The sequence below is a fragment of the Xenorhabdus bharatensis genome, assembly GCF_037996705.1.
In the GTDB taxonomy this organism is placed as follows: domain Bacteria; phylum Pseudomonadota; class Gammaproteobacteria; order Enterobacterales; family Enterobacteriaceae; genus Xenorhabdus; species Xenorhabdus bharatensis.
The window spans coordinates 40,864-61,368 of the sequence record NZ_JBBMXG010000006.1 but is presented as its reverse complement, the minus strand read 5'-3'; the positions used below and the strand labels follow the sequence as shown (position 1 = coordinate 61,368).

Annotated in this window: 19 protein-coding genes; 9 read left to right on the top strand and 10 right to left on the bottom strand. The window is 43.2% G+C overall.

Annotation, left to right across the window (positions count from 1 at the left end; all coding sequences use genetic code 11):
* Window positions 1-35: 35 nt before the first annotated feature.
* The 4 genes from AAC855_RS07555 to csdA all read right to left on the bottom strand — a co-directional run bounded on the left by AAC855_RS07555 (window position 36) and on the right by csdA (window position 2,445).
* Window positions 36-329 carry a HigA family addiction module antitoxin gene (locus AAC855_RS07555; RefSeq protein ID WP_340608994.1) on the bottom strand — a complete coding sequence of 98 codons (294 nt, stop codon included), beginning with the start codon at window positions 327-329 and terminating at the stop codon, window positions 36-38.
* Entirely contained in the window at window positions 329-607 is a 279-nt protein-coding gene (locus tag AAC855_RS07550) for a type II toxin-antitoxin system RelE/ParE family toxin (RefSeq protein WP_099108937.1), read from the bottom strand. Before AAC855_RS07550 ends, AAC855_RS07555 begins: the two co-directional genes overlap by 1 nt.
* A gap of 124 nt (window positions 608-731) precedes the next feature.
* On the bottom strand, window positions 732-1,214 hold the full coding sequence (gene csdE, locus AAC855_RS07545; RefSeq protein WP_340608993.1) for a cysteine desulfurase sulfur acceptor subunit CsdE: 483 nt from the start codon (window positions 1,212-1,214) through the stop codon (window positions 732-734).
* Window positions 1,215-1,221: 7 nt separating this feature from the next.
* Window positions 1,222-2,445 (bottom strand): cysteine desulfurase CsdA, encoded by a 1,224-nt coding sequence (gene csdA / locus AAC855_RS07540; RefSeq protein ID WP_340608992.1) that lies wholly within the window; start codon window positions 2,443-2,445, stop codon window positions 1,222-1,224.
* 427 nt (window positions 2,446-2,872) lie between these two features.
* Here csdA and AAC855_RS07535 point away from each other — a divergent pair, with 427 nt between their 5' ends.
* The 8 genes from AAC855_RS07535 (at window position 2,873) to AAC855_RS07500 (ending at window position 12,312) form a co-directional block, all read left to right on the top strand.
* Window positions 2,873-3,793, top strand: coding sequence for a transcriptional regulator GcvA (locus tag AAC855_RS07535; RefSeq protein WP_340608991.1), 921 nt, complete (start codon window positions 2,873-2,875; stop codon window positions 3,791-3,793).
* Window positions 3,794-3,822: 29 nt separating this feature from the next.
* Window positions 3,823-4,218, top strand: coding sequence for a DUF423 domain-containing protein (locus AAC855_RS07530; RefSeq protein ID WP_340608990.1), 396 nt, complete (start codon window positions 3,823-3,825; stop codon window positions 4,216-4,218).
* A complete protein-coding gene (gene rlmM / locus AAC855_RS07525; RefSeq protein WP_340608989.1) occupies window positions 4,211-5,308 on the top strand; it encodes a 23S rRNA (cytidine(2498)-2'-O)-methyltransferase RlmM in 1,098 nt (365 codons plus the stop codon). Before AAC855_RS07530 ends, rlmM begins: the two co-directional genes overlap by 8 nt.
* 441 nt (window positions 5,309-5,749) lie before the next feature.
* Entirely contained in the window at window positions 5,750-7,189 is a 1,440-nt protein-coding gene (locus tag AAC855_RS07520) for a serralysin family metalloprotease (RefSeq protein ID WP_340608988.1), read from the top strand.
* A gap of 156 nt (window positions 7,190-7,345) precedes the next feature.
* Complete coding sequence (locus AAC855_RS07515) at window positions 7,346-7,663, top strand: AprI/Inh family metalloprotease inhibitor (protein WP_340608987.1); 318 nt, start codon at window positions 7,346-7,348, stop codon at window positions 7,661-7,663.
* Between the two features lie 161 nt (window positions 7,664-7,824).
* On the top strand, window positions 7,825-9,564 hold the full coding sequence (locus tag AAC855_RS07510) for a type I secretion system permease/ATPase (RefSeq protein WP_340609112.1): 1,740 nt from the start codon (window positions 7,825-7,827) through the stop codon (window positions 9,562-9,564).
* A 1-nt stretch (window position 9,565) separates the two neighbouring features.
* A complete protein-coding gene (locus tag AAC855_RS07505) occupies window positions 9,566-10,903 on the top strand; it encodes an HlyD family type I secretion periplasmic adaptor subunit (protein WP_340608986.1) in 1,338 nt (445 codons plus the stop codon).
* Window positions 10,904-10,908: 5 nt separating this feature from the next.
* Complete coding sequence (locus AAC855_RS07500) at window positions 10,909-12,312, top strand: TolC family outer membrane protein (protein WP_340608985.1); 1,404 nt, start codon at window positions 10,909-10,911, stop codon at window positions 12,310-12,312.
* A 20-nt stretch (window positions 12,313-12,332) separates the two neighbouring features.
* Here the strand turns inward: AAC855_RS07500 and xni are convergent, their stop codons facing one another.
* From xni to AAC855_RS07470, 6 genes are all read right to left on the bottom strand, one after another.
* A complete protein-coding gene (gene xni, locus AAC855_RS07495) occupies window positions 12,333-13,088 on the bottom strand; it encodes a flap endonuclease Xni (protein ID WP_340608984.1) in 756 nt (251 codons plus the stop codon).
* 79 nt (window positions 13,089-13,167) lie between these two features.
* On the bottom strand, window positions 13,168-14,535 hold the full coding sequence (gene ppnN / locus AAC855_RS07490) for a nucleotide 5'-monophosphate nucleosidase PpnN (protein ID WP_340608983.1): 1,368 nt from the start codon (window positions 14,533-14,535) through the stop codon (window positions 13,168-13,170).
* A gap of 146 nt (window positions 14,536-14,681) precedes the next feature.
* Window positions 14,682-15,527 (bottom strand): NADPH-dependent 7-cyano-7-deazaguanine reductase QueF, encoded by an 846-nt coding sequence (queF, locus tag AAC855_RS07485; protein ID WP_340608982.1) that lies wholly within the window; start codon window positions 15,525-15,527, stop codon window positions 14,682-14,684.
* 247 nt (window positions 15,528-15,774) lie between these two features.
* A complete protein-coding gene (locus tag AAC855_RS07480; protein ID WP_340608981.1) occupies window positions 15,775-16,473 on the bottom strand; it encodes a hypothetical protein in 699 nt (232 codons plus the stop codon).
* A 206-nt stretch (window positions 16,474-16,679) separates the two neighbouring features.
* The gene (locus tag AAC855_RS07475) at window positions 16,680-17,579 is read right to left on the bottom strand and encodes a YopJ family acetyltransferase (RefSeq protein WP_340608980.1); all 900 of its coding nucleotides are present in this window, start codon (window positions 17,577-17,579) and stop codon (window positions 16,680-16,682) included.
* Window positions 17,580-17,761: 182 nt separating this feature from the next.
* The gene (locus AAC855_RS07470; RefSeq protein ID WP_340608979.1) at window positions 17,762-19,435 is read right to left on the bottom strand and encodes a cholesterol oxidase substrate-binding domain-containing protein; all 1,674 of its coding nucleotides are present in this window, start codon (window positions 19,433-19,435) and stop codon (window positions 17,762-17,764) included.
* A 343-nt stretch (window positions 19,436-19,778) separates the two neighbouring features.
* Between AAC855_RS07470 and syd the strand changes: the two genes are divergently transcribed.
* Entirely contained in the window at window positions 19,779-20,330 is a 552-nt protein-coding gene (gene syd / locus AAC855_RS07465) for a SecY-interacting protein (protein WP_340608978.1), read from the top strand.
* The last annotated feature ends 175 nt before the right edge of the window (window positions 20,331-20,505 follow it).

Here is a 20,505-nt window from a genome sequence, read left to right as displayed (position 1 = left end):
CCCCGCATTTCTAGGCGGGGTGAATAATGAATCTACTAATAATTAACTGGAATAAATAACGGTGTTAATTTTGAAACATCAACATTTTTTTCTGCTTTATCAAGGCTATATGTCTCTTGTAATTTCAACCACAGCCGGGGGCTACTACCGAGAACTTTAGATAATTTAACGGCCATCTCTGGTGTCACAGATGCTTTACATGTTACGAGCCGCTGGGCTGTAGAAGGTGCAACATTTAATGCTCTAGCAAGGTCACGAATACCTAAACCTAACTCTTCTAAAGCATCGGCAATAACTTCACCGGGATGAGGGGGGTTAAACATCTTCATTAGTGATAATCCTCATAGTTAACAATATATGCGTCACCATCAATAAACTCGAATGTCACACGCAAATTCCCTGACACAGTAACCGACCATTGACCTTCTCTATCACCAGTTAGTGGGTGTAGTCTGTATCCGGGTAAATTAATATCCCCGATAACTTCTGCATCATTAATCACCGCAAGTCTCTGCCTGAGTTTTTTGGCATGTTGGGAGTTAATGCCAGATGTCTTTCCTGTTTCAAAAAATAAACGCAATCCCTTATGTTTGAAGCTTTTGATCATACCTCAATGCTCCCTGTTGCGCTACAAGGAGCACTGTATATCCCTGTTTCATTCGCCGCAACATTTTTTTAGCAATCAATTATAGGAAATGCTGGTAAAACATCAGGGCCAGCAGCGAAATATACTATAAAGCACCACTTTGATAAGTACGGGCGATTTCTTGGATGGTGTTAATCAGAGATTTGACACCATTAACTCGTGAACCACTGAGTTGTTGTTCAAGGCCTGCTTGCTGAAATAGTTCGATTAATGGTGTCTGCAAGACCTGTTCCGGCGTTTTTCCTTCGACGAAAGTCAGGATAAAAGCCAGCAAGCCTTTTACAATACGGCCTTCACTATCACCGTAAAAATGCAGGCGGTTCTCAGTAAGTAACTGGTGCCCTAACCAAACCCTATTTTCACAGCCTGTGATTTCAATCTGCTGTTGTTTCAGTTCATCGGGCAGAGCCGGTAGTTTTTTGGCAAGCCCGATAAGCTGCCGATAGCGATCTTCCCACAATCGGCATTGCTCAAATGTTTCCATCAGCCGCTGCTCTGTCATTTCGGTTCCGAATGGATGCGGAGCAACGATTGATGTTGACGGTATTGGGGTTGAAAGTGATGTCATCAGTTATTTAATCCTCAAGCAGCGACAGAGCGAATTTTACCGCACTGACTAATTTATCGGCATCTGCTCTATTGTTATAAGGCATAAACGAAGCACGCAGGCATCCGTCGATCCCTAGCGCATCAAGCAGAGGCTGAGCACAGTGTTGCCCTGAGCGCAGGGAGATATTCTGTTCAGCAATAAGCATTGCCAGATCGCTATGATGTATATCGGCAATATTGAAAGCCAGCAGGCTGGAACCCGCTGAGCGGTAGCTGATAAAGCCCGGTATTGCACTAAGTTGTTGCTCTGCATAATCAGTCAGGGCAACGGCATAGGATTCGGCAAGTGGAGTATCGACGGTTTTTAACCACTCTAGAGTAGCAGCGAAACCAATAACACCCGCCACGTTCGGTGTGCCAGCTTCAAAACGATAAGGTACGGCTTCCGGCGTGAAACCGTCGAAAGAAACCTGAGTCAGCATTTTTCCGCCGCCCTGCCACGGGGACATTGCATTCAGTAATGCTCCTTTGCCATACAGTACCCCCAATCCATTCGGGCCATAGAGTTTATGAGCGGAAAAAGCATAAAAATCGATATCTGCCTGCTGTACATCGACAGGAGAATGGACAATCCCCTGAGCACCATCAACCAGTACCAGACAATTATATTGATGAGCGAGGGTTGTAACCTGCTCCAAATCGACAGCCGCCCCAGTGACATTTGACATCTGGCTAATCGCAATCAGCCGGCTTTTCTCATTGAGCAATGTTGCCAGCGTATCAATTTCTGGTTGGTATCTTGTGCCAATCGGCCATTTTACAACTTTAGCGCCGGTCTGTTCTGCCAGAATCAGCCACGGCAGCAGGTTGGAATGATGCTCCTGCTCACTGACGATAATTTCATCACCCGCCGATAAACGGGAACGAAAATACCCTTGCGCAACCAGATTAATGGCTTCGCTGGTGCCTTTTGTCCAGATGATATCTTCCGGTTGCGGGGCGCGGATCAATTCAGCCACTAAAGAACGTGCCTGTTCGTAGCGCTCGGTCATTGCCTGGGCCGTTGCGTGTTGGCTGCGATGAACTGTTGCACTGTGATTCTGGTAGTAGCATTGAGTCGCTTCAATCATACACGCGGGTTTGAGGGAAGTTGCTGCACTGTCCAGAAACACTGCCGGTTCTGGAAACTCAGAAGATGGCTGTAGGGCAGGAAACTGGCCGCGAAATTTTTCTGAATCAAAGGATTTCATAAATGATGTTAATTTGAGTGGTAAAAGAATTCATTTTCTTTAATCAGGTTGGAGGGATTTTACAGCAAAGCAGCGAAAAAAAGCACCGCAATTGCGGTGCATAAAAAAATCACTATGGACAGACAGGGTAAATGTACAGGAAGTGAAAAATAAACTGTAGCATACGCTACAAAGTCTGGTTTCCCAGACAACTTGCAAACACAACATCACAACCACAAAGCCAAAAGTACCTATGTATTGCTGCAAATTTGTATCACTCCAAATTTGCCCGCACAGAGCTACTTTTCGTTCCGGCTTAGGAAGTGCGCACACTATAGGGATTTGCTGGTATATCATCAATGGACAAATTATAATGCTTCGGATTACAAAAACTAATACCTGAGAGAAAAGAGTTACCGGTATCGTAACCACTATATAAGAAACCAACATGTCCAAACGTTTACCACCACTCAATGCGTTACGAGTTTTTGATGCTGCTGCACGTCATTTAAGTTTTACTAAAGCGGCAGAAGAATTATTTGTTACTCAGGCTGCTGTCAGTCATCAGATGAAAAGTCTGGAGGATTTTCTGGGGCTGAAACTCTTTCGTCGTCGCAACCGCTCTTTGTTGCTGACGGAAGAGGGGCAAAGTTACTATCTGGATATTAAAGAAATATTCACCGCCATTAATGAAGCGACCCGGAAACTTCAGGCCCGTAGTGCCAAAGGTGCACTTACGGTCAGTCTTTCTCCCAGTTTTGCTATTCAGTGGTTGGTGCCACGGCTTTCTGGTTTTAACCAGAGTTTTCCGGGTATTGATGTGCGGATTCAGGCCGTGGATCGGGAAGAAGATAAACTGGCAGATGATGTTGATGTCGCTATTTTCTATGGGCGGGGAAACTGGCCGGGTCTGCGGACAGACCGGCTCTATCCTGAATACTTATTGCCGGTTTGTTCCCCTTCTTTATTAATGGGGGAGCGTCCGCTGAAAACACCGGCAGACCTTGTTAATCATACTTTGTTGCATGATTCTTCCCGACGGGACTGGCAGGCCTATGTTCGCCAGCTTGATATGCAGCAGTTGATCAATGTCCAGCAGGGGCCGATATTCAGCCATAGTGCTATGGTGATTCAGGCTGCGGTACACGGGCAGGGCGTGGCGCTTGCCAATAATGTGATGGCGCAAAATGAAATTGATGCAGGGCGTCTGGTGTGTCCGTTTAATGATGTTCTGGTCAGTAAGAATGCATTTTATTTGGTTTGTCAGGATAATCAGGCAGAATTGGGCAAGATTGCAGCTTTTCGTAAATGGGTACTTGCACAAGCGGCGAGTGAACAGGAACGATTAGGCTTTATTACGAGCGAATGACATTAACGAATGAGAGCAGGAGCAGCGCAATGAATAGCCGTGCAATGCTTGTTTTTTCCGGAGTAAGTGGCTTCTTTTATGTGGCCTTTGGAGCGATGGGGGCTCATCTTCTGGCATCGGTGCTGACACCGAAGCAAATGGAGTGGATTCATACCGGTCTGCAATATCAGGGATTACATACATTGGCGCTGATGGCGCTGGCGGCTGTACTGATAAGGCAACCTGTGACGTTATTTAATCGAGCAGGAATATTTTTTGTCGCCGGGATCATCCTGTTTAGTGGCAGTCTTTATTGTCTGGCCTTTTTACCGCTAAAATTTTTGGTTTATCTGACACCAATTGGTGGGTTCAGTTTTCTCATCGGTTGGTTATGTGTATTAATTGGCGCTCTGCGTCTAAGGAAATCGGCGCTTAGCCATGAATAAAGTTGCTTTATATTGCCGCCCCGGGTTTGAAAAAGAGTGTGCGGCAGAAATTACGCATAAAGCCGGGCAGAAAGAAATCTACGGTTTTGCCCGAGTGAAAGAAAACAGCGGTTATGTGTTGTTCGAGTGTTATCAGCATGATGATGCCGATCGCCTGATCCGTGAAATTCCATTCCGTGAGTTCATTTTTGCCCGCCAGATGCTGGTTGTGGGTGAGTTGCTGAAAGATTTGCCTCAGGAAGATCGTATTACGCCTATCATTGGCATGCTGAGTGGTGTTATTGAACGTGCAGGCGAATTGCGCGTAGAAGTACCGGATACCAATGAAAGTAAGGAATTGATGAAATTCTGCCGTAAGTTTACGGTTCCTCTGCGTAATGCGATGCGACAGGAAAAGCTGCTGCTGGTAAAGGAAAACCCCGGTCGTCCGGTTATTCATGTCTTTTTCATTGCCCCCGGATGTTGTTATGTCGGGTATTCTTACAGTAATAATAACTCGCGTTTTTACATGGGTATCCCGCGCCTGAAATTCCCGTCGGATGCACCAAGCCGCTCGACACTGAAACTGGAAGAAGCTTTCCATATGTTTATCCCTTATGACGAATGGGAAGAGCGTCTTGATAGTGGTTTGTATGCGGTGGATCTGGGAGCCTGTCCGGGGGGCTGGACTTACCAGCTAGTGAAACGCAGCATGATAGTTCATGCGGTGGATAACGGGCCAATGGCTGAGAGCCTGATGGATACCGGTCAGGTGAAACACCATCGTGTGGATGGTTTCAAGTTTGAACCATCGGTAAAAAATATTTATTGGTTAGTCTGCGATATGGTAGAGAAACCGGCTAAAGTTGCCCAGCTTATGACTGATTGGCTGGCTAAAAGCTGGTGCCGTGAAGCAATTTTCAACCTTAAATTGCCGATGAAAAAACGTTATGAAGAAGTGGCTCATATTCTGGAAAAAATTGAGAGTCAATTGAAAGAAAGTGGGGTTAATGCCCAGATTCAGGCAAAACACTTATATCATGATCGTGAAGAAATCACAGTACACGTTCGCCGCATTTGGTCTGCTTATGCAATGCATCGTGATTTTTGATTGAGCCTTTCTTATTTTCCGGCAGTTATCTCTTAAACAATCTGAAAATGCCCCGGTTATTTAATTTTTTACATAACCGGGGCATTTTTTATTTTTCTTTGTTCTAAATTTAAAATCAAAAGAAATTTTCACCTAAGTTAACTCTTTATTTAAATTAATTTCTTATATAAAAAGTTATATTTTTTAATAATTAAAGAAAGATTCTTTTTTGTTAACGCAATCGTTTATTTTCAAATTAATAATTAGACACGGAAATTAAATATGTTTAATGTATAATTTAAAATGATGCATCAATCATTTTTACACAGCCAGAAACTGGCGTTATTTTATCCAAGAGTTTTACTTCTAATCACTGGCTTAGGAAGAATAATAAACTCATATACCCGCTATTATTGAGATAGCGGGGCATAAACTATGAGTCTTTTTTTACAGGAGATTTATATGACCTCAAAGAAAAAATATACCTATACGGGGTTATCCGACTCTAACTCTCACTCTGTACAGGATGTGACATCACTACTATCAGCTTACGTTCCAAACTCTGATCTAAATATCCGTGTTATTCATAAGCCTTTGGGGGATAAGGCCCCGGATGAGCTTTTGCGGACTAACTTCCACTGGGGGAATAATAAAGTCGGGTCTTCCGGCACATTAGAATTAACCTATCATTTTTTAAAAACAGCACCGTCTATCATGCCGAGGTTTGATATTTCAGACTTCCGGGCTTTTAATTCGGAACAAAAAGAAGCCGCCAGACTTTCATTACAATCCTGGTCTGATGTTGCCAATATAAAATTTACGGAAGTCAGCAAACTTTCCGATGCTAATATCACTTTTGGGTTCTTTGATTATAGTGCCAGTGGTGATTATGCCTTTGCCACTTTACCAAGAGGACAAAATACAACGTATTCTTGGTACAACGCGCAAAACCATACGTTTAAAACGAATGATATTGGTGTAAATGGCTACGGACGACAGACGTTTGTTCATGAAATCGGGCATACCTTAGGTCTGGAGCATCCTGCTGATTATGATGCCTCTGACGCAGTAAGGCCGACTTATCCCAATGTCGGAAAATATTTCGAAGATAGCCGCGCTTATACCGTGATGAGTTATTTCAGTGAGAAATTCACAGGTCAGGATTTTCAGGGGAATTACTCATCCGCTCCATTATTGAATGATATTACTGCTATTCAGGCTCTGTACGGCGCCAATATGGAAACCCGTAAAGGTGATACCGTATATGGGTTCAATTCCAATACCGACCGTGACTTTATGACCGCAACAAATGCTGACAGCGAACTGCTATTCAGCGTCTGGGATGCGGGCGGGGAAGATACATTTGATTTCTCCGGTTTTACCCAGAATCAGCGTATTAATCTGAATGAAGGCGCGTTCTCGGATGTGGGCGGCCTGAAAGGTAATGTTTCCATTGCGCGTGGCGTGGTTATTGAGAATGCGATTGGTGGCAGTGGTGACGACATCATCGTCGGCAACAGCGCAGATAATATCCTGAAAGGTGGTGCAGGCAATGATGTCATTTATGGCGGTCTGGGCGGTGATCATCTTTGGGGCGGCTCAGGTAAGGATACTTTTGTCTATCTGGATGGCAAAGAGTCACTGAAAAGTAACCCCGACTGGATCCACGATTTTGTCTCAGGTGAAGACAAAATCGACCTGTCACAATTTAACTTCGGAAGCAAAGGCGATCTCAAGTTTGTTAACTCATTCTCAGGAAAAGCAGGTGAAGTATTACTGAATTATAACGAGTTAACGGATGTAACAGATATGTCTATCAGCCTCGGAGGTGAGTTAGCTGGAAATGATTTTCTGGTGAAAATTATTGGTCAGCCATCGCCTGAAATGGATTTCATCGTTTAATCGGATAGGCTGCTGTCTCTTTTGAGACAGCAGCTATTTATAGGGTGAGCTGTGATACAACGACATCTGGTTTCTTTAACTATCAATAAGTTGTCTAATTTATTGAAGTTTTTCACTCTATCGATAACGGTATCTTTATTTTTCATTGGAGGATGTATGGCAAGTAGTTTGAATCTCCCTGAACCAACTGAACTGGCTGGCATCTGGCAGGTTACGGATAAACATCAGGTATGCAGTATCGAACTGACCGATGTGCGTTTGCCGGAAGGTTCTATCTGGGCGCTGAAAAGCGATGACTGTCTGACAAAAATGATAGGAAACCCGGTGACAGGCTGGCGTACGGCACCTGATGGTATCACTCTGACGGATGCAACGGGTTATGGTCTGGCTTTTTTTAGTCAGGGAGCCGAAGAGTGGGTCGCTTATCTTGTCGATGGCCGGGAACTGGTGATGACATTAAAAAGTAAAGAATAAACTCAATTAAGAAAACAATATCCCCAGTGCTTTTTAAGAAACTGAAACCCACTGGGGATAATGAAAGCAAGATAAAAACATAAATAAGCGACTTTCTTCTGATAATAAAGTCTTTTGATAATGAAGGGATTTCTGTGAAATTACGCCATTCAAAAGGTGAAATGACGGATATTATCCGTGCACGCAGCAAAGTATTCTGGACAATCGGTTTATTTACAGCATTTATTAACTTACTGATGCTGGTTCCTTCTATTTATATGCTTCAGATATATGATCGAGTCCTGCCGTCCAGTAACACAATGACTTTGCTGATGTTAACGCTGATTACGCTGGGCATGTATGCCATTATCGGTGGACTGGAATATATCCGGAGTCAGGTTGTTATCCGTATCGGCAGTCAGTTTGATATGTGCCTGAACCAGCGAGTATATACCGCATCGTATGAATCTAATCTGAAAAATGGTTCGACAGATGCGGGGCAAATGCTGAATGACTTATCGACTATTCGCCAGTTCCTGACGGGAAGCGCTCTGTTTGCTTTTTTTGATGCGCCGTGGTTCCCGGTTTATCTGGGCGTTATTTTTCTGTTCAGCCCCTATTTAGGGTTACTGGCACTGGTTGGAGCGCTTATTCTGATTGCGCTGGCTGTTCTGAATCAGTGGTTATCCCATTCTCCTCTGGCAGAGGCCAGTCATCTTTCCCTGCGTTCTGCCAACCTTGCCAGTACCAATTTACGTAACGCAGAAGTTATTGAAGCATTAGGCATGTTACCGGCGCTACGCCGGCGCTGGTTTAGCCTGCATGAGCGTTTCCTTAACTTTCAGCGTATCGCCAGTGAAAGGTCTGCATCGATTACAGCCATCACTAAAACAGTGCGCATGGCATTACAGTCCTTGATTCTGGGTTTAGGAGGCTGGCTGGCCATCGAAGGTAATATCACGCCCGGTATGATGATTGCCGGCTCAATCCTGATGGGGCGGGCGTTATCCCCGATTGAGCAGTTAATACAGGCGTGGAAAAGCTGGAATGCTGCCCGTCTGTCATGGCAGAGGCTGGATAATTTGCTGAAAGCACAGCCAGAGCGAAAAAGCGGAATGACGTTACCTGCTCCTAACGGAACACTGTTGTTAGAAAAAGTGTTTGCTTCTCCGCCCGGAAAAATTAAAGCCGCTAAATCCACTGAAAAGAATAAGCCTGTTTTGCAGGACATCAGTTTTTCCCTTGAAGCCGGAGATATTCTGGGTGTTATTGGGCCCAGCGCATCTGGAAAATCCACTCTGGCACGTTTGCTGGTTGGGGTCTGGCAAGCTCAGAAAGGCGTGGTGCGGCTTGATGGTGCGGATATTTACCAGTGGAACAAGGATGAGCTGGGTTCTCACATCGGCTATTTACCACAGGATATTGAATTATTTGCCGGAACGATTGCGGAAAATATTGCCCGTTTTAATGATATTGATGCGGAAAAAGTCATTGAAGCGGCAGAAAAGGCTGGCGTACATGATTTGGTGCTTAATCTTGAACAGGGCTATGACACGCTGATTGGTGCAGGAGGTATGGGATTATCCGGCGGGCAGAAACAGCGGATCGGGTTGGCTCGGGCGCTTTACGGTAATCCATCATTGATTGTGTTGGATGAACCTAATTCCAATCTGGATGATCTCGGGGAGAAAGCCCTGAGCCGAGCGATTAACCAATTACGTGAACAGGGAAAAACGGTAGTGGTTATTACCCATCGTCCGGCGTTGCTCTCTCAAACAAATAAAGTTTTGTTGTTAGTACAGGGAAAAACGAAACTATTTGGCCCAACTCAGCAGGTTATGGCGGCATTGGCACCGTCAGCATCAGTACAGACATCTGTACAGGCGAAACCTGCCAGTAATATGAATTTGTCTGGGAGCTAAAATGTCCGATCAGACCAACATAAAACAGACACAACATAATGAATCAGCATTACTGCCACTGGATGCAAGTCGTTATCTACGATTGGGCTGGCTGGTTATAGGTATTGGCATTCTGGGGTTTTTAATATGGGCAGCATTTGCTCCGCTCGATAAGGGTGTCGCTTCTTCCGGCATGGTCGTGGTGGATGGTAATCGTAAAACTGTGCAATCCCCGACTAATGGCATCATCAGGCAGATTTTAGTGGCAGAAGGGGAACATGTCAGGGCAGGACAGATATTGATTCAGCTCAGTCAGGTGCAGGTTAATGCCCAGATTGATTCTCTGAAACAGCAGTGGCATACCATGCTGGCAACGGAAGCCCGTTTACTGGCTGAACAGCAGGGCGCAGATGAGCTAGTTTTTCCAGAGTCTTTACAGGCCCAGTCCTCAGAGCCACGGATTGACAATATTCTGGCGTTACAAAAACAGCTTTTTCTTTCCCGACGGGAAATGCTGAAAAGTGATCTGGCGGGAATGAAACAGTCAGAAGAAGGCGCGATTGTTCAGAGCAAAGGATTGCGGGAGGCAATGGTAAATAAACAGCAGCAGAAGGCTTCACTTAAAGAACAAATCACAAACCTGCGCCCACTGACAGAAGAAGGCTATTTTCCCCGCAACCGCTATCTGGAACTACAGCGCAACCAAATTGAGTTAAACGGTAGCATGGCGGAAATGGCCGGACGGATCGGGCTGCTTGAAAAACAGCAGCAGGAAACGCAACAGCGCATTATTCAGCGACAGGCAGATTATCAGCGCGAAGTGCGTAGCCAGCTTGCTGATGTACAGGTTCAGGCCAATGAACTGCACAATAAACTGGAAACTGCGCAGTTTGATTTATCTCATACCTCGATTACAGCTCCTGTTGAGGGAACGGTAGTCGGACTGAAGGTTTTTACTCAGGGAGGCGTTGTTGCATCAGGGGAAAAACTGATGGAGATCCTGCCTGAACAGAGCGCACTGGAAGTTGAAGCCCGCCTGATGGTACACCTGATTGATAAAGTTGAGATTGGTCAGAACGTTGACCTGATGTTCACGGCGTTAAACCAGAACCGAACACCGAAAGTGACCGGGAAATTGCTGGTTATTTCCGCCGACCGTTTAGTGGATGATGTGACCCGAGAATCCTATTACCAGATCCGAATACGAGTGACACCAGAAGGCATGGAGAAACTGGCGGATTTACACATCAAACCCGGGATGCCGGTTGAGGTTTTTGTCAAAACAGGGTCACGCTCACTGCTGAGTTATTTATTCAAGCCGCTGGTGGACAGAGCATCAACATCGCTGATCGAGGAGTAGTGGAAATGTTCAGGCATCATCAAACTACAGGGAAAAATAGAAGGAAACGTTCCGTGCTCCTGTCGTTATTCTTAATCACTGTTCCCGCAATATTGCATTCAACTCCGGTCAGGGCACTTTCCCTGACGGAAGCTTATGCTCTGGCGTTACATCATGATCCAACGTTTCAGGCTGCAAGAAAAGAGCTGGAAGCCGGGCAGGAAGAAAAGGCGCTCGGGCGGGCAGAGTTATTGCCTAAGTTGTCCCTTAGCTATCAGAATGCGCCAAAGAACTGGCAGCAGATGGAATCCAATTCTACAAATGCAAGAGGTCATCAGGTTAAAGAGCGTTTTGATCGGCAGTATGACAGCTACAGCGGCGTACTGCTCCTGACTCAGCCCTTGTTCGATATCGAAGCCTGGTCACGTTATCAGACCCGTAAGGCTTATGCGCTAATGAGTGATGCCCGTTTCCGGGCTGATAGCCAGCAACTGGCTGTCAGAGTCGTGAATAGTTATGTTGCTGTCGCGTATGAACAGGACAAGCTGGCGCAGATAGTGCAGCGGCGTATGGCCTATGAAAAGCAGTTGGAACTCAATCAGAAATTATTCACTTCCGGTGAAGGCACACGCACGGATATAGCAGAAACTCAGGCCCGTTACAGTCAGGTTCAGGCTGACGAGTTGACTGTGCGGGATGAGTTGGATGCCGCAATTCGTGATTTACAGCTATTAGTAGGAACGCCATTACCGGCCGATATTCCTGTGACTCGTTTATCGAATGTTGAGCATTTCAATACAATAAATCTGCTGTTTGAACGCTATGCTGATTGGGAACAGGCTGCATTGCGCCAAAACCCTCAATTAGCGGTTGCTCGCCAGAAAATTGATGTCGCATATCAGGATGTTAAGCGTAGTCGGGCAGGATATGTGCCTAAACTGGAGTTATACGCTTCTCACAGTGAAAATAAATCCGGTACTGACAACACCATCAATCAGAAATATCGTACAGATTCTATTGGAGTACGTGTTTCCATGAACCTCTATAACGGCAATGGAACATTGGCATCTGAGCGTCAGTCGGCGGCTAATTATGATAAGACCAAATATGAAATGGATGCGCAGGCAGGGGAAATCCTCAATGCATTGCGTCGCCATTATAATGGGTGTGTTAACGGGCAGAAGCGGATACGTGCGTATGAAGAGGCGGTAAAAGCGGCAGAATTGCAGGTACAGGCAACGGAAAAAAGTGTTCTGTTGGGGCAGCGGGTCAATGTGGATGTATTGAACGCAGAGCAGCAACTTTATACTGCCCGTCGTGAACTTTCCCAAGCAAAATATGATTATATGAAATCCTGGATTGGCTTATTGAATGAATCAGGGCAGCTAAATAGCGAACATATTCAGCTGCTTGCTCATTATTTTGGTTGAAGACGTTACCTGAGCTTGATTCAGAGGCGGTTCAGCCTGAGTTGTTGCAAGTTACCGTGCAGAGATAAATCAGTTCTTAACGAAGCAACTTTACGGCAGATATAGGCCATTTCTTTGTCAGACGCCAATTTATGACGCCATTTCTCCGGCTGAGTTTCCAGATCCCGGAAGAGATTATCTAATGAACCCGCCTGTTGCAGCAAAGTAACGGCTGTCTTGGGCCCAATGCCCTGAACTCCGGGAATTTTGCTGCTGCTGATCCCCGCCAGCCCCCAGTAATCGGGTAACTGAGCAGGAGAAACGCCAAACTCTTGCTGTACAAAAGGCAAATCCAGCCAGCGTTTCTGGAAATAATCGCGGATTTGGATATTCGGCGAAAGTAGCTGGCAATAGCCTTTATCTGTCGAAATAATGGTAACCCGATGCCCTGTAGCGGCAACTTTGGTTGCCAGCGTTGCCGCTAAATCATCAGCTTCATGCCCTTCAGCATGCCAGCTGGCTACACCCAGAGCATTGAATGCCTGTTTAATCTGCGGCATTTCCTGTTGTAAATCCTCCGGCATAGCCGAACGCCCGGCTTTGTAATTGGGAAGTAACTGATGGCGCCAGCTATGGTACCGATCATCTTCATCAAATACCGCCACGGCATGGGTTGGAGAAGAGTGAGAGATTAGTTGCTTCAACGCATGTTCACAGGCGGCAACACAGGGCGTTCCCTGCACAGCATGGATACGTCGGATCAAATTCAGGGCATCTACAATCAAAAGGTGTATCATGGTTTCTTATTCCATCCGTGGACTTATTCCTTGGCGACTGCCTCACTGGGTTTTGATGAGGCAGGTAATCTGCCGTTATTTATCTGATGATTTTATAACATGGCTCATAAGCTGTGCCACCCGGAAGTTTCATGCGATTTTGTTTCACAAAATCTTCCAGCAGGCTATCCATCCGGCGCATAATTTCTGCGTCACCGTGAATTTCGAACACTCCGTGTTTTTCGATGGACTGAATTCCGAACTCTTTCACATTACCTGCTACGATACCGGAAAATGCCCGTCGCAGTGCCGCTGCCAGCTTTTCAATTGACTGATCCGGATGTAAATCCAGATTTGCCATATTTTCATGACTAGGGTTAAAGGGAGACTGTAAATCGTGAGGGATTTTCATTGCCCAGTTAAAACTGTAAGCATCACCGGTTGAGCGGCGATTCTCTTTGACTTGTGGCATCGCCGCTTTCATCACTCTGGCAACTTCTAATGGATTATCCACAATAATCTGGTAGTGACGGCGAGCTTGTTCACCTAATGTGTTAACAATAAACTCATCCAGAACATGAAAATAATCAGCACTTTCTTTTGGCCCGGTTAAGACTAGCGGGAGTACTTGATTCTCATTTTCAGGGTGCATCAGGATCCCCAGCAGATAAAGCAACTCTTCCGCTGTTCCCACACCTCCCGGGAAGATGATAATACCGTGAGCGATACGAACGAAGGCTTCCAGCCGTTTTTCGATATCGGGCATGATGATCAGTTCATTAACCAGTGGGTTGGGTGGCTCGGCTGCGATAATGGAATGCTCTGTAATGCCGATAAAACGGCTATTTTTATAGCGTTGTTGAGCATGACCGACCGCCGCACCTTTCATCGGTGCTTCCATTGCACCTGCTCCGCAGCCGGTACAAATATTCAGCTCCCGTAAACCAAGCTCATTACCGACTTTGCGGGCATACAGATATTCTTGTTTATTGATAGAATGCCCGCCCCAACAGACGATCATATTCGGGGTTTCGGAAAAATTCAGCGCTTTGGCATTGCGCAGGATGGAGAAAACGGTATTGGTAATATGCATACCATTTTCCAGATTCAGAGAGTCGGCTTTTTGGGCATCGGTAATCTGCGCGTGAACAAACAGAATATCCCGCAATACGGCAAATAAATTTGCCCGCAGAGAACGGATAATTTTGCCATCAACAAAGGCTTCTTCCGGTGGATTGACCAGCTCCAGCTTAACTCCCCGCTCTCTGCGCAGGACGTTAATATCAAAATCTTTATGTTTTGACAGTAGTTCTTTGCTGTTATCAGTCTGGCTGCCGGAATTTAGTACGGCGAGTGAGCAATTGCGGAAAAGGCGGTACAGATCACTGCTTGCGGTGCGTTTAAGAGTATCAACCTCAAGCTGAGAGAGTAAATCCATTGACCCTAACGGGCTGACATGTGTAATCAAGAATGACTCCTTTATACCCCGATAGGGGCTTCTCAATAATGGTTCTACCTGAAATCTGTTGGGACTAATTGAAAATACGTGTTTTAAGCCAGCCCATGAGATCACCGATGGCACAGGGATAAATGCCATCGGTGTATACTCAACGATTACTGACGGGCTAACCTGCCGGTTGGCGGCACAAATGTGTCGTTACTGCGCCACGGGTTGATATCCAGCCCACCCCGGCGGGTATAACGCGCATAAACAGTGAGTTTTTCCGGTGCACATAACTGCATTAAATCGTTGAAAATACGCTCAACACACTGTTCGTGAAACTCATTGTGGTGACGAAAGGAAACCAGATAACGCAATAATTTTTCCTGATCGATTTTCGGGCCTTTATAGCGAATTTGTACTGAACCCCAATCAGGCTGGTTTGTGATCAGACAATTTGATTTCAATAGGTGGCTGACCAACACTTCATCAACAACAGGGCCTGTCGCTGCCCCATTAAGATAATCGCGATTGAATTGATAATCATCAATTTCAATATCCTGATTATCAATACATTTACCTTCAAAATCGGCAATTGGCTGTTGATTGAAATCATGCAGAGGGTATAAAACAACGTCAATCTCACCGTTGGCACAGGCCGATAAATCCCGTTGCAGCGTTTGCTGGACAGTCTCCCAATCAGCAAAGCGGGTTTGATTAAAGCTATTCAGATAGAGTTTGAAACTTTTTGACTCAATAAGATTTTCACTGGCGGCATTCAGACTGACATGCCCAATGGCAACCTGAGGAACACCCCGCGAATTGAGCCATGACAGTTCGTACATTGTCCAGATGTCTGCGCCGTAAAACGGCAGATTATCAGGATACAGTCCAAGTGGCTCCCGGTTCATACTGCGGGGAACGGCCTGTAGTAATGCAGGTTCATAGGTATCACAGTAGGAAGTTGGTTTGCCGAGAGTGAGTTGAGAGAGTGCCTGATTATCTTGATACAAAGACATAAGATTCCTCAAAGGTAATATACCCTGCATTTAAGCGCGATAGGGCGGAGGTTATTGTTTTGAATACAGAGGGTAGTGTATCAAGGAATATTGATAATTCGTATTTTTATTGCGCATTTTAAAGAAACCCAGTCCGATAATTTGGAGGGATATTAATAACCTGTTAAAGGAATCCAGCATAATTAGCTGTCGATGATAGTATCATAGGTTATTCAGCTGAACATTTACGACTATCAATATGTTGTAATCATGACCGAAAAGAGGTTATAACCATTTCTGAAATAATACGTTTTCCATTTCTAAACCATACTGAGACATATTCCGTTAGATCAGCGTCAACATGACTTATCGGTTTCCTAGGATTTTTTGGTCTTAAAAAAGGTATTGGAGTAATAGGCTCTATAGTCTCTTCCTTTGAATATCTTTCTTTTTCCGCGTTAAAAGCAGATAAAGCCCTCTGATTCTGAGCATATTCTCCGAAATGAAGCATGAAAATATTATTTAGGCTAAATATCTCTTTATTGCGTTGAACTCCTTTTTTATGCTGGTAGCTTAATGTGTCTGGATTAAAATAATTATGGCGTGCCTTAACAGGCCCTACATAACTGATAACAATACAGTTTGGATATAATGTGGAAAACTGAGAAGCAAAAGATTTTTCTGAATCCAAGTCAGAGCCTGATATATCCTTTTCACTGGTTGCTGAATCACATAAAATTAATCGGATATACTTAAAATTATTCATTTTCATTCCTTTTTTTATCAGTTGTTCAGATAACTCCATATATGTCATAGTGGTTATTTTTTTATTATCTGTTGGGATTAATACATATCCCATACGAGAATCTTTATCATAGATCCCATGAGCACACACTGATAAACGTAATTCACCACGATATTTATCTTCGAAAGTATAAAATCCTTTAAATATATTAATGTCTTTCATGATAAGACCCCAAAATATTAGTTGGACAAGGTAAGTGTTTTGTAAAGTACAGTGAGAAATACGAAAATAAGAATTAATATTACTATCAAATTACTTCAGAAAAATATCATTCAATACAGTTGCTACTTTAGTTAGTGATTATTTGCGAAATTTGCCTTAAACCATTATCCAATGTGAGTGGGAGGATAAGTATGAATTGGCTACAGTTATCCATTTTCATTAAGCCAACGTAGTGCTGCTTGTGCAAGGCTAAGTCTTTTTTCCTCAATGGAAGCACTATAGGTTCGTTGTTTATTCTCAATCATACGAGTAACAGTATGGCGTTCATACCTTTCTCTCAACGTTTCTCCTTTGTTCCATTTATTCACTTTTATGTTAGCTTCATCAGGGTGATGAGCTAGATAAGCATTAATTGGATTTATTGAATTTGCATGCTTAAAGAAATCAATAGGTAGCAAATTTATGGCTTGATTGAAATAAACCATGCGCCAAAAAAGGCATGATTGGTCTGACTCTGATTTTATTTTTGGTGTATATAGTTCATTGTTTTTACTGCTAAATGCTATTTCATCCTGAAAAATTTTCTGGTGAAGATTTATAAAATGTTGAGAGTGCTTCTGCATTTTTTTTAAGAAATGAAGGGAAAAAAGTAAGCAGTCTGCGGGGCTATTTTGTATTTGACTGAAAATATAGAGTGTTCTTATTTTTTTTTCTGGGCTGTTAATGTTATTTAACCTGGAAGTAATGTGTGGGTTATGACCCAGACTTGAATCTATACATATAACAGAAGTATTACCTTCATCATCTTTAAATATATTTGCTGCGGCAAAGTGTGCACCACTAACTTTGGCATCGATAATACATCGTTTATGTTGATTTTTAGGTAAGTTATCTATTAATCCGTGTAATTTGTCTGTTAAAAAATTTGAGTCAATAACACTTTCTAATGCATTCATATCTGGATGCGTATGATTAAAATGCCTTAATATTATGTTAACAACATTCATGTCAGCTGTTATAGAATTAAATTGAGTATCTTGTGATTTGTATTTATTTGTGTTATTTATGTATTTATCAAGTTTTCTTCTATCATCTATTTTGTTCATATCTAGATTCCTAATGGATTAAAGCTATATCAAGGAATTTTTTAAGGAGTTCTTGGTTTTTTACCATAAGGATATGTGTTTGTTTGGATAAAATAACAACTATTTCTCTCATTGTCCAAGTTAAAATAAAAAAACAACTTGAACAATGAAAATGTTATTTGTGATTTTTTGATATTCTGAAATCAACTTATTAATTTTTCGAGTAAGGGAGATTTGAAAAGGTTATGTGGATCAAATTTCTTTAAGGTATTAATTGCCGAATACCAATTATTATCAGTTGGTAGCCCATCAGTAAATGAAGCCGGAATTTTTTGGGTCAGTATATCCTCATTAGCCCATGCACCCTCTTTGCTGTACCCCCAACCTTTACTCCATTCAATACGGATAGAAGCATAAGTATCATCAAATTCTTTAAACATCCATGTTTCAAGTTGGTTATAAAATTCAGCGGCATATTGGGTATCCGGATGGGTTAAAACATCAAGCCAAATGGCGACATCCCACTCTGGATGATCCTGACGTGGGCGGATAGCCGATAAGCTCGGAATGACAGCATTTTCCTGCACTACTTCAGAGGGTTCATCCAGTGCTGTAACTCGGATCTCAATGGGTCCGTTGACTGGGTATTTTCCCTGATTCTGGTATTCCTGCATTAAGGAGTGCCATTGGGCATAAAAGAGATGGAGAACTTTTTGAATATTACTTCGGCTGGTTAATATGGCATAACCATTTGCAGTAACACGTAATGTTGTTGGCTTAACATATAACAATAAATTTTTGCTCCAGCCCCAGATATCATTTCCGGCAGCTAAAAAATAACCCAGCATAACTGCGTATTGAAGATGGGAAAATAGTGGAGTGAGGCTCGGATTATCATGGGTTATCTGTTTAATAAGATGAGATATCTGAACAGGGATATTATCAGAAAACGGATAGTTGTACGGGTGAGTAACTTCAATACTGGAAAGCGGTTTTTTCGGTGAAACACTCCATACTTTTAACCAGGGGTTAGCCGTGAATGGGAATAAAATGGCTTCAGCACGCCCGCTTTCATCCAGAAAATGACTGAAAGTTTTTTTATCTTGTGAAAGTGCAAATAGTTCTGTCGCCGGAATATCCGTAATACTTTTACACCGGAGACGCTGATTTTTACCCGCCTGAAGCTCAACATTTAAAATCAGGGAACAGCCTAAATTCACGAGAAGAGGCGCACACTCAGGATCATTGCGCTTAAAGTTCCTGATAATATATTGTTCACTTTTTTCATCCCATATCACGGTAGACAGAGACAGGACGGAGTTACTGATTGAGCCATAGTGATGGCCGGGTTGTGGTTTTTCGTTCAGAGCTTTAACACTTGTCCCATGCCCACCAATGGCCAGCACTCCACCAAGCGTTAAATCACCGGGTGCCGGAGTTGCAGTAAACCCCACTCCCTGCTCTTCCATTTTTGTCATGAGTGTTTCCATTAGTACACCAGCTTGCGCCGTGACGATGGCATACTGAGGGAGATGTTTAATACTGACTTGATTAAAGTGTTGGGTAAGATCCATGAGCATGACTTGAGGACTATTTTGTTCCTGACCTGAAATGATCAAAGGCGACCAGTTATGTGACTCTCCCACCACTCTCAGTTTATAATTCTTTTTCCACGCCCAATTAACAACTAAAAGGATTTCTTTGTCTGATTTAGGAATACAGCATGGAATATGATTCGAATAAATTTCTTCTGACCAGTTAATAAATTCTCTATATATCAATTTTACGACTTTAGGAAAGTCAGGTAATGTCAGGGTTGCTTTTTTATTCTTGTTTTCTTTATTTGATTTACTTGAGGTTTTATTTTTTATGTTCATTATATTATGACCTTGTAGGATATAAATAAAATCACTATTTTGAATCCACATTTCATAATGTGGATAGCAAGAGGTATTATTTTTTATATTAATATCGTTTTTATTTTAGTTTGTGACTTATTAGAGATGGTTTTATTCGTCCCTTAGTTATAAATTTAGGTCCAGTGCACCCCATAATATTACTTGAAAGGAGATGATTCTCTTTACTGTCATAAATAGTGTAGAGGCTGATACCATTATTTTATGAAAGTGATGACACCATTTTTAGTTGTTATTTTGCTGAAAACCGTATAGGAATACGCAGAATACGAGTAACAGACAGAAAAATGGAAAAAACAAATATATGACCTTTAATGTGACAGAAGCCCTTGCTGATTTTACCCGACGCTATGTTGAATTGTGGCAGGCGGAAACAGGGTTACCGCCTGCGAGTAGTGAATTATATGGTGTATCGTCTCCCTGCATAGAACGGACAGGGGATGGTGTGCTGTACTGGCTTCCGAGGCCTTTTACTCCATCGGATAAACTCAGTAAGGTGGAAAACGCACTGGATATCTGTTTGCAGAATTCTATTCACGATTATTATGTCACTCAGTTAGCGGGCGACATGTCTGCCAGTTTTGAGGGGTTGAGCTTCAGTTTGATTCAGGTATGGAGTGAGGATGATTTTGTCCGGCTACAGGAAAACCTGATCGGTCATCTTGTGACACAAAAACGCCTGAAACTCTCACCGACGGTATTTATTGGTACAACTGATTCTGACATGGGGCTGATTTCTGTATGTAATTTGACAGGTCAGGTCATACTTGAGCACTTTGGCAGTAAGGAACGAACCATATTATCTGCTGATTTAGCCGCTTTCCTTTCTGCTGCCAGCCCTGTGACATCTTCATAGATGCAGATATCGGTTTGCTTTTTTGTAAGACATATCTCACATGTGATGTGAGATATGTCTCTTAATCATCGTATCAATACCTCTGATAAATATTATTTTTATTTTATATCAATAATATGCAAATTATTATCACGATATCTTTTTGGTGAAATGCTTTTTCTGACGATTCAGGTAG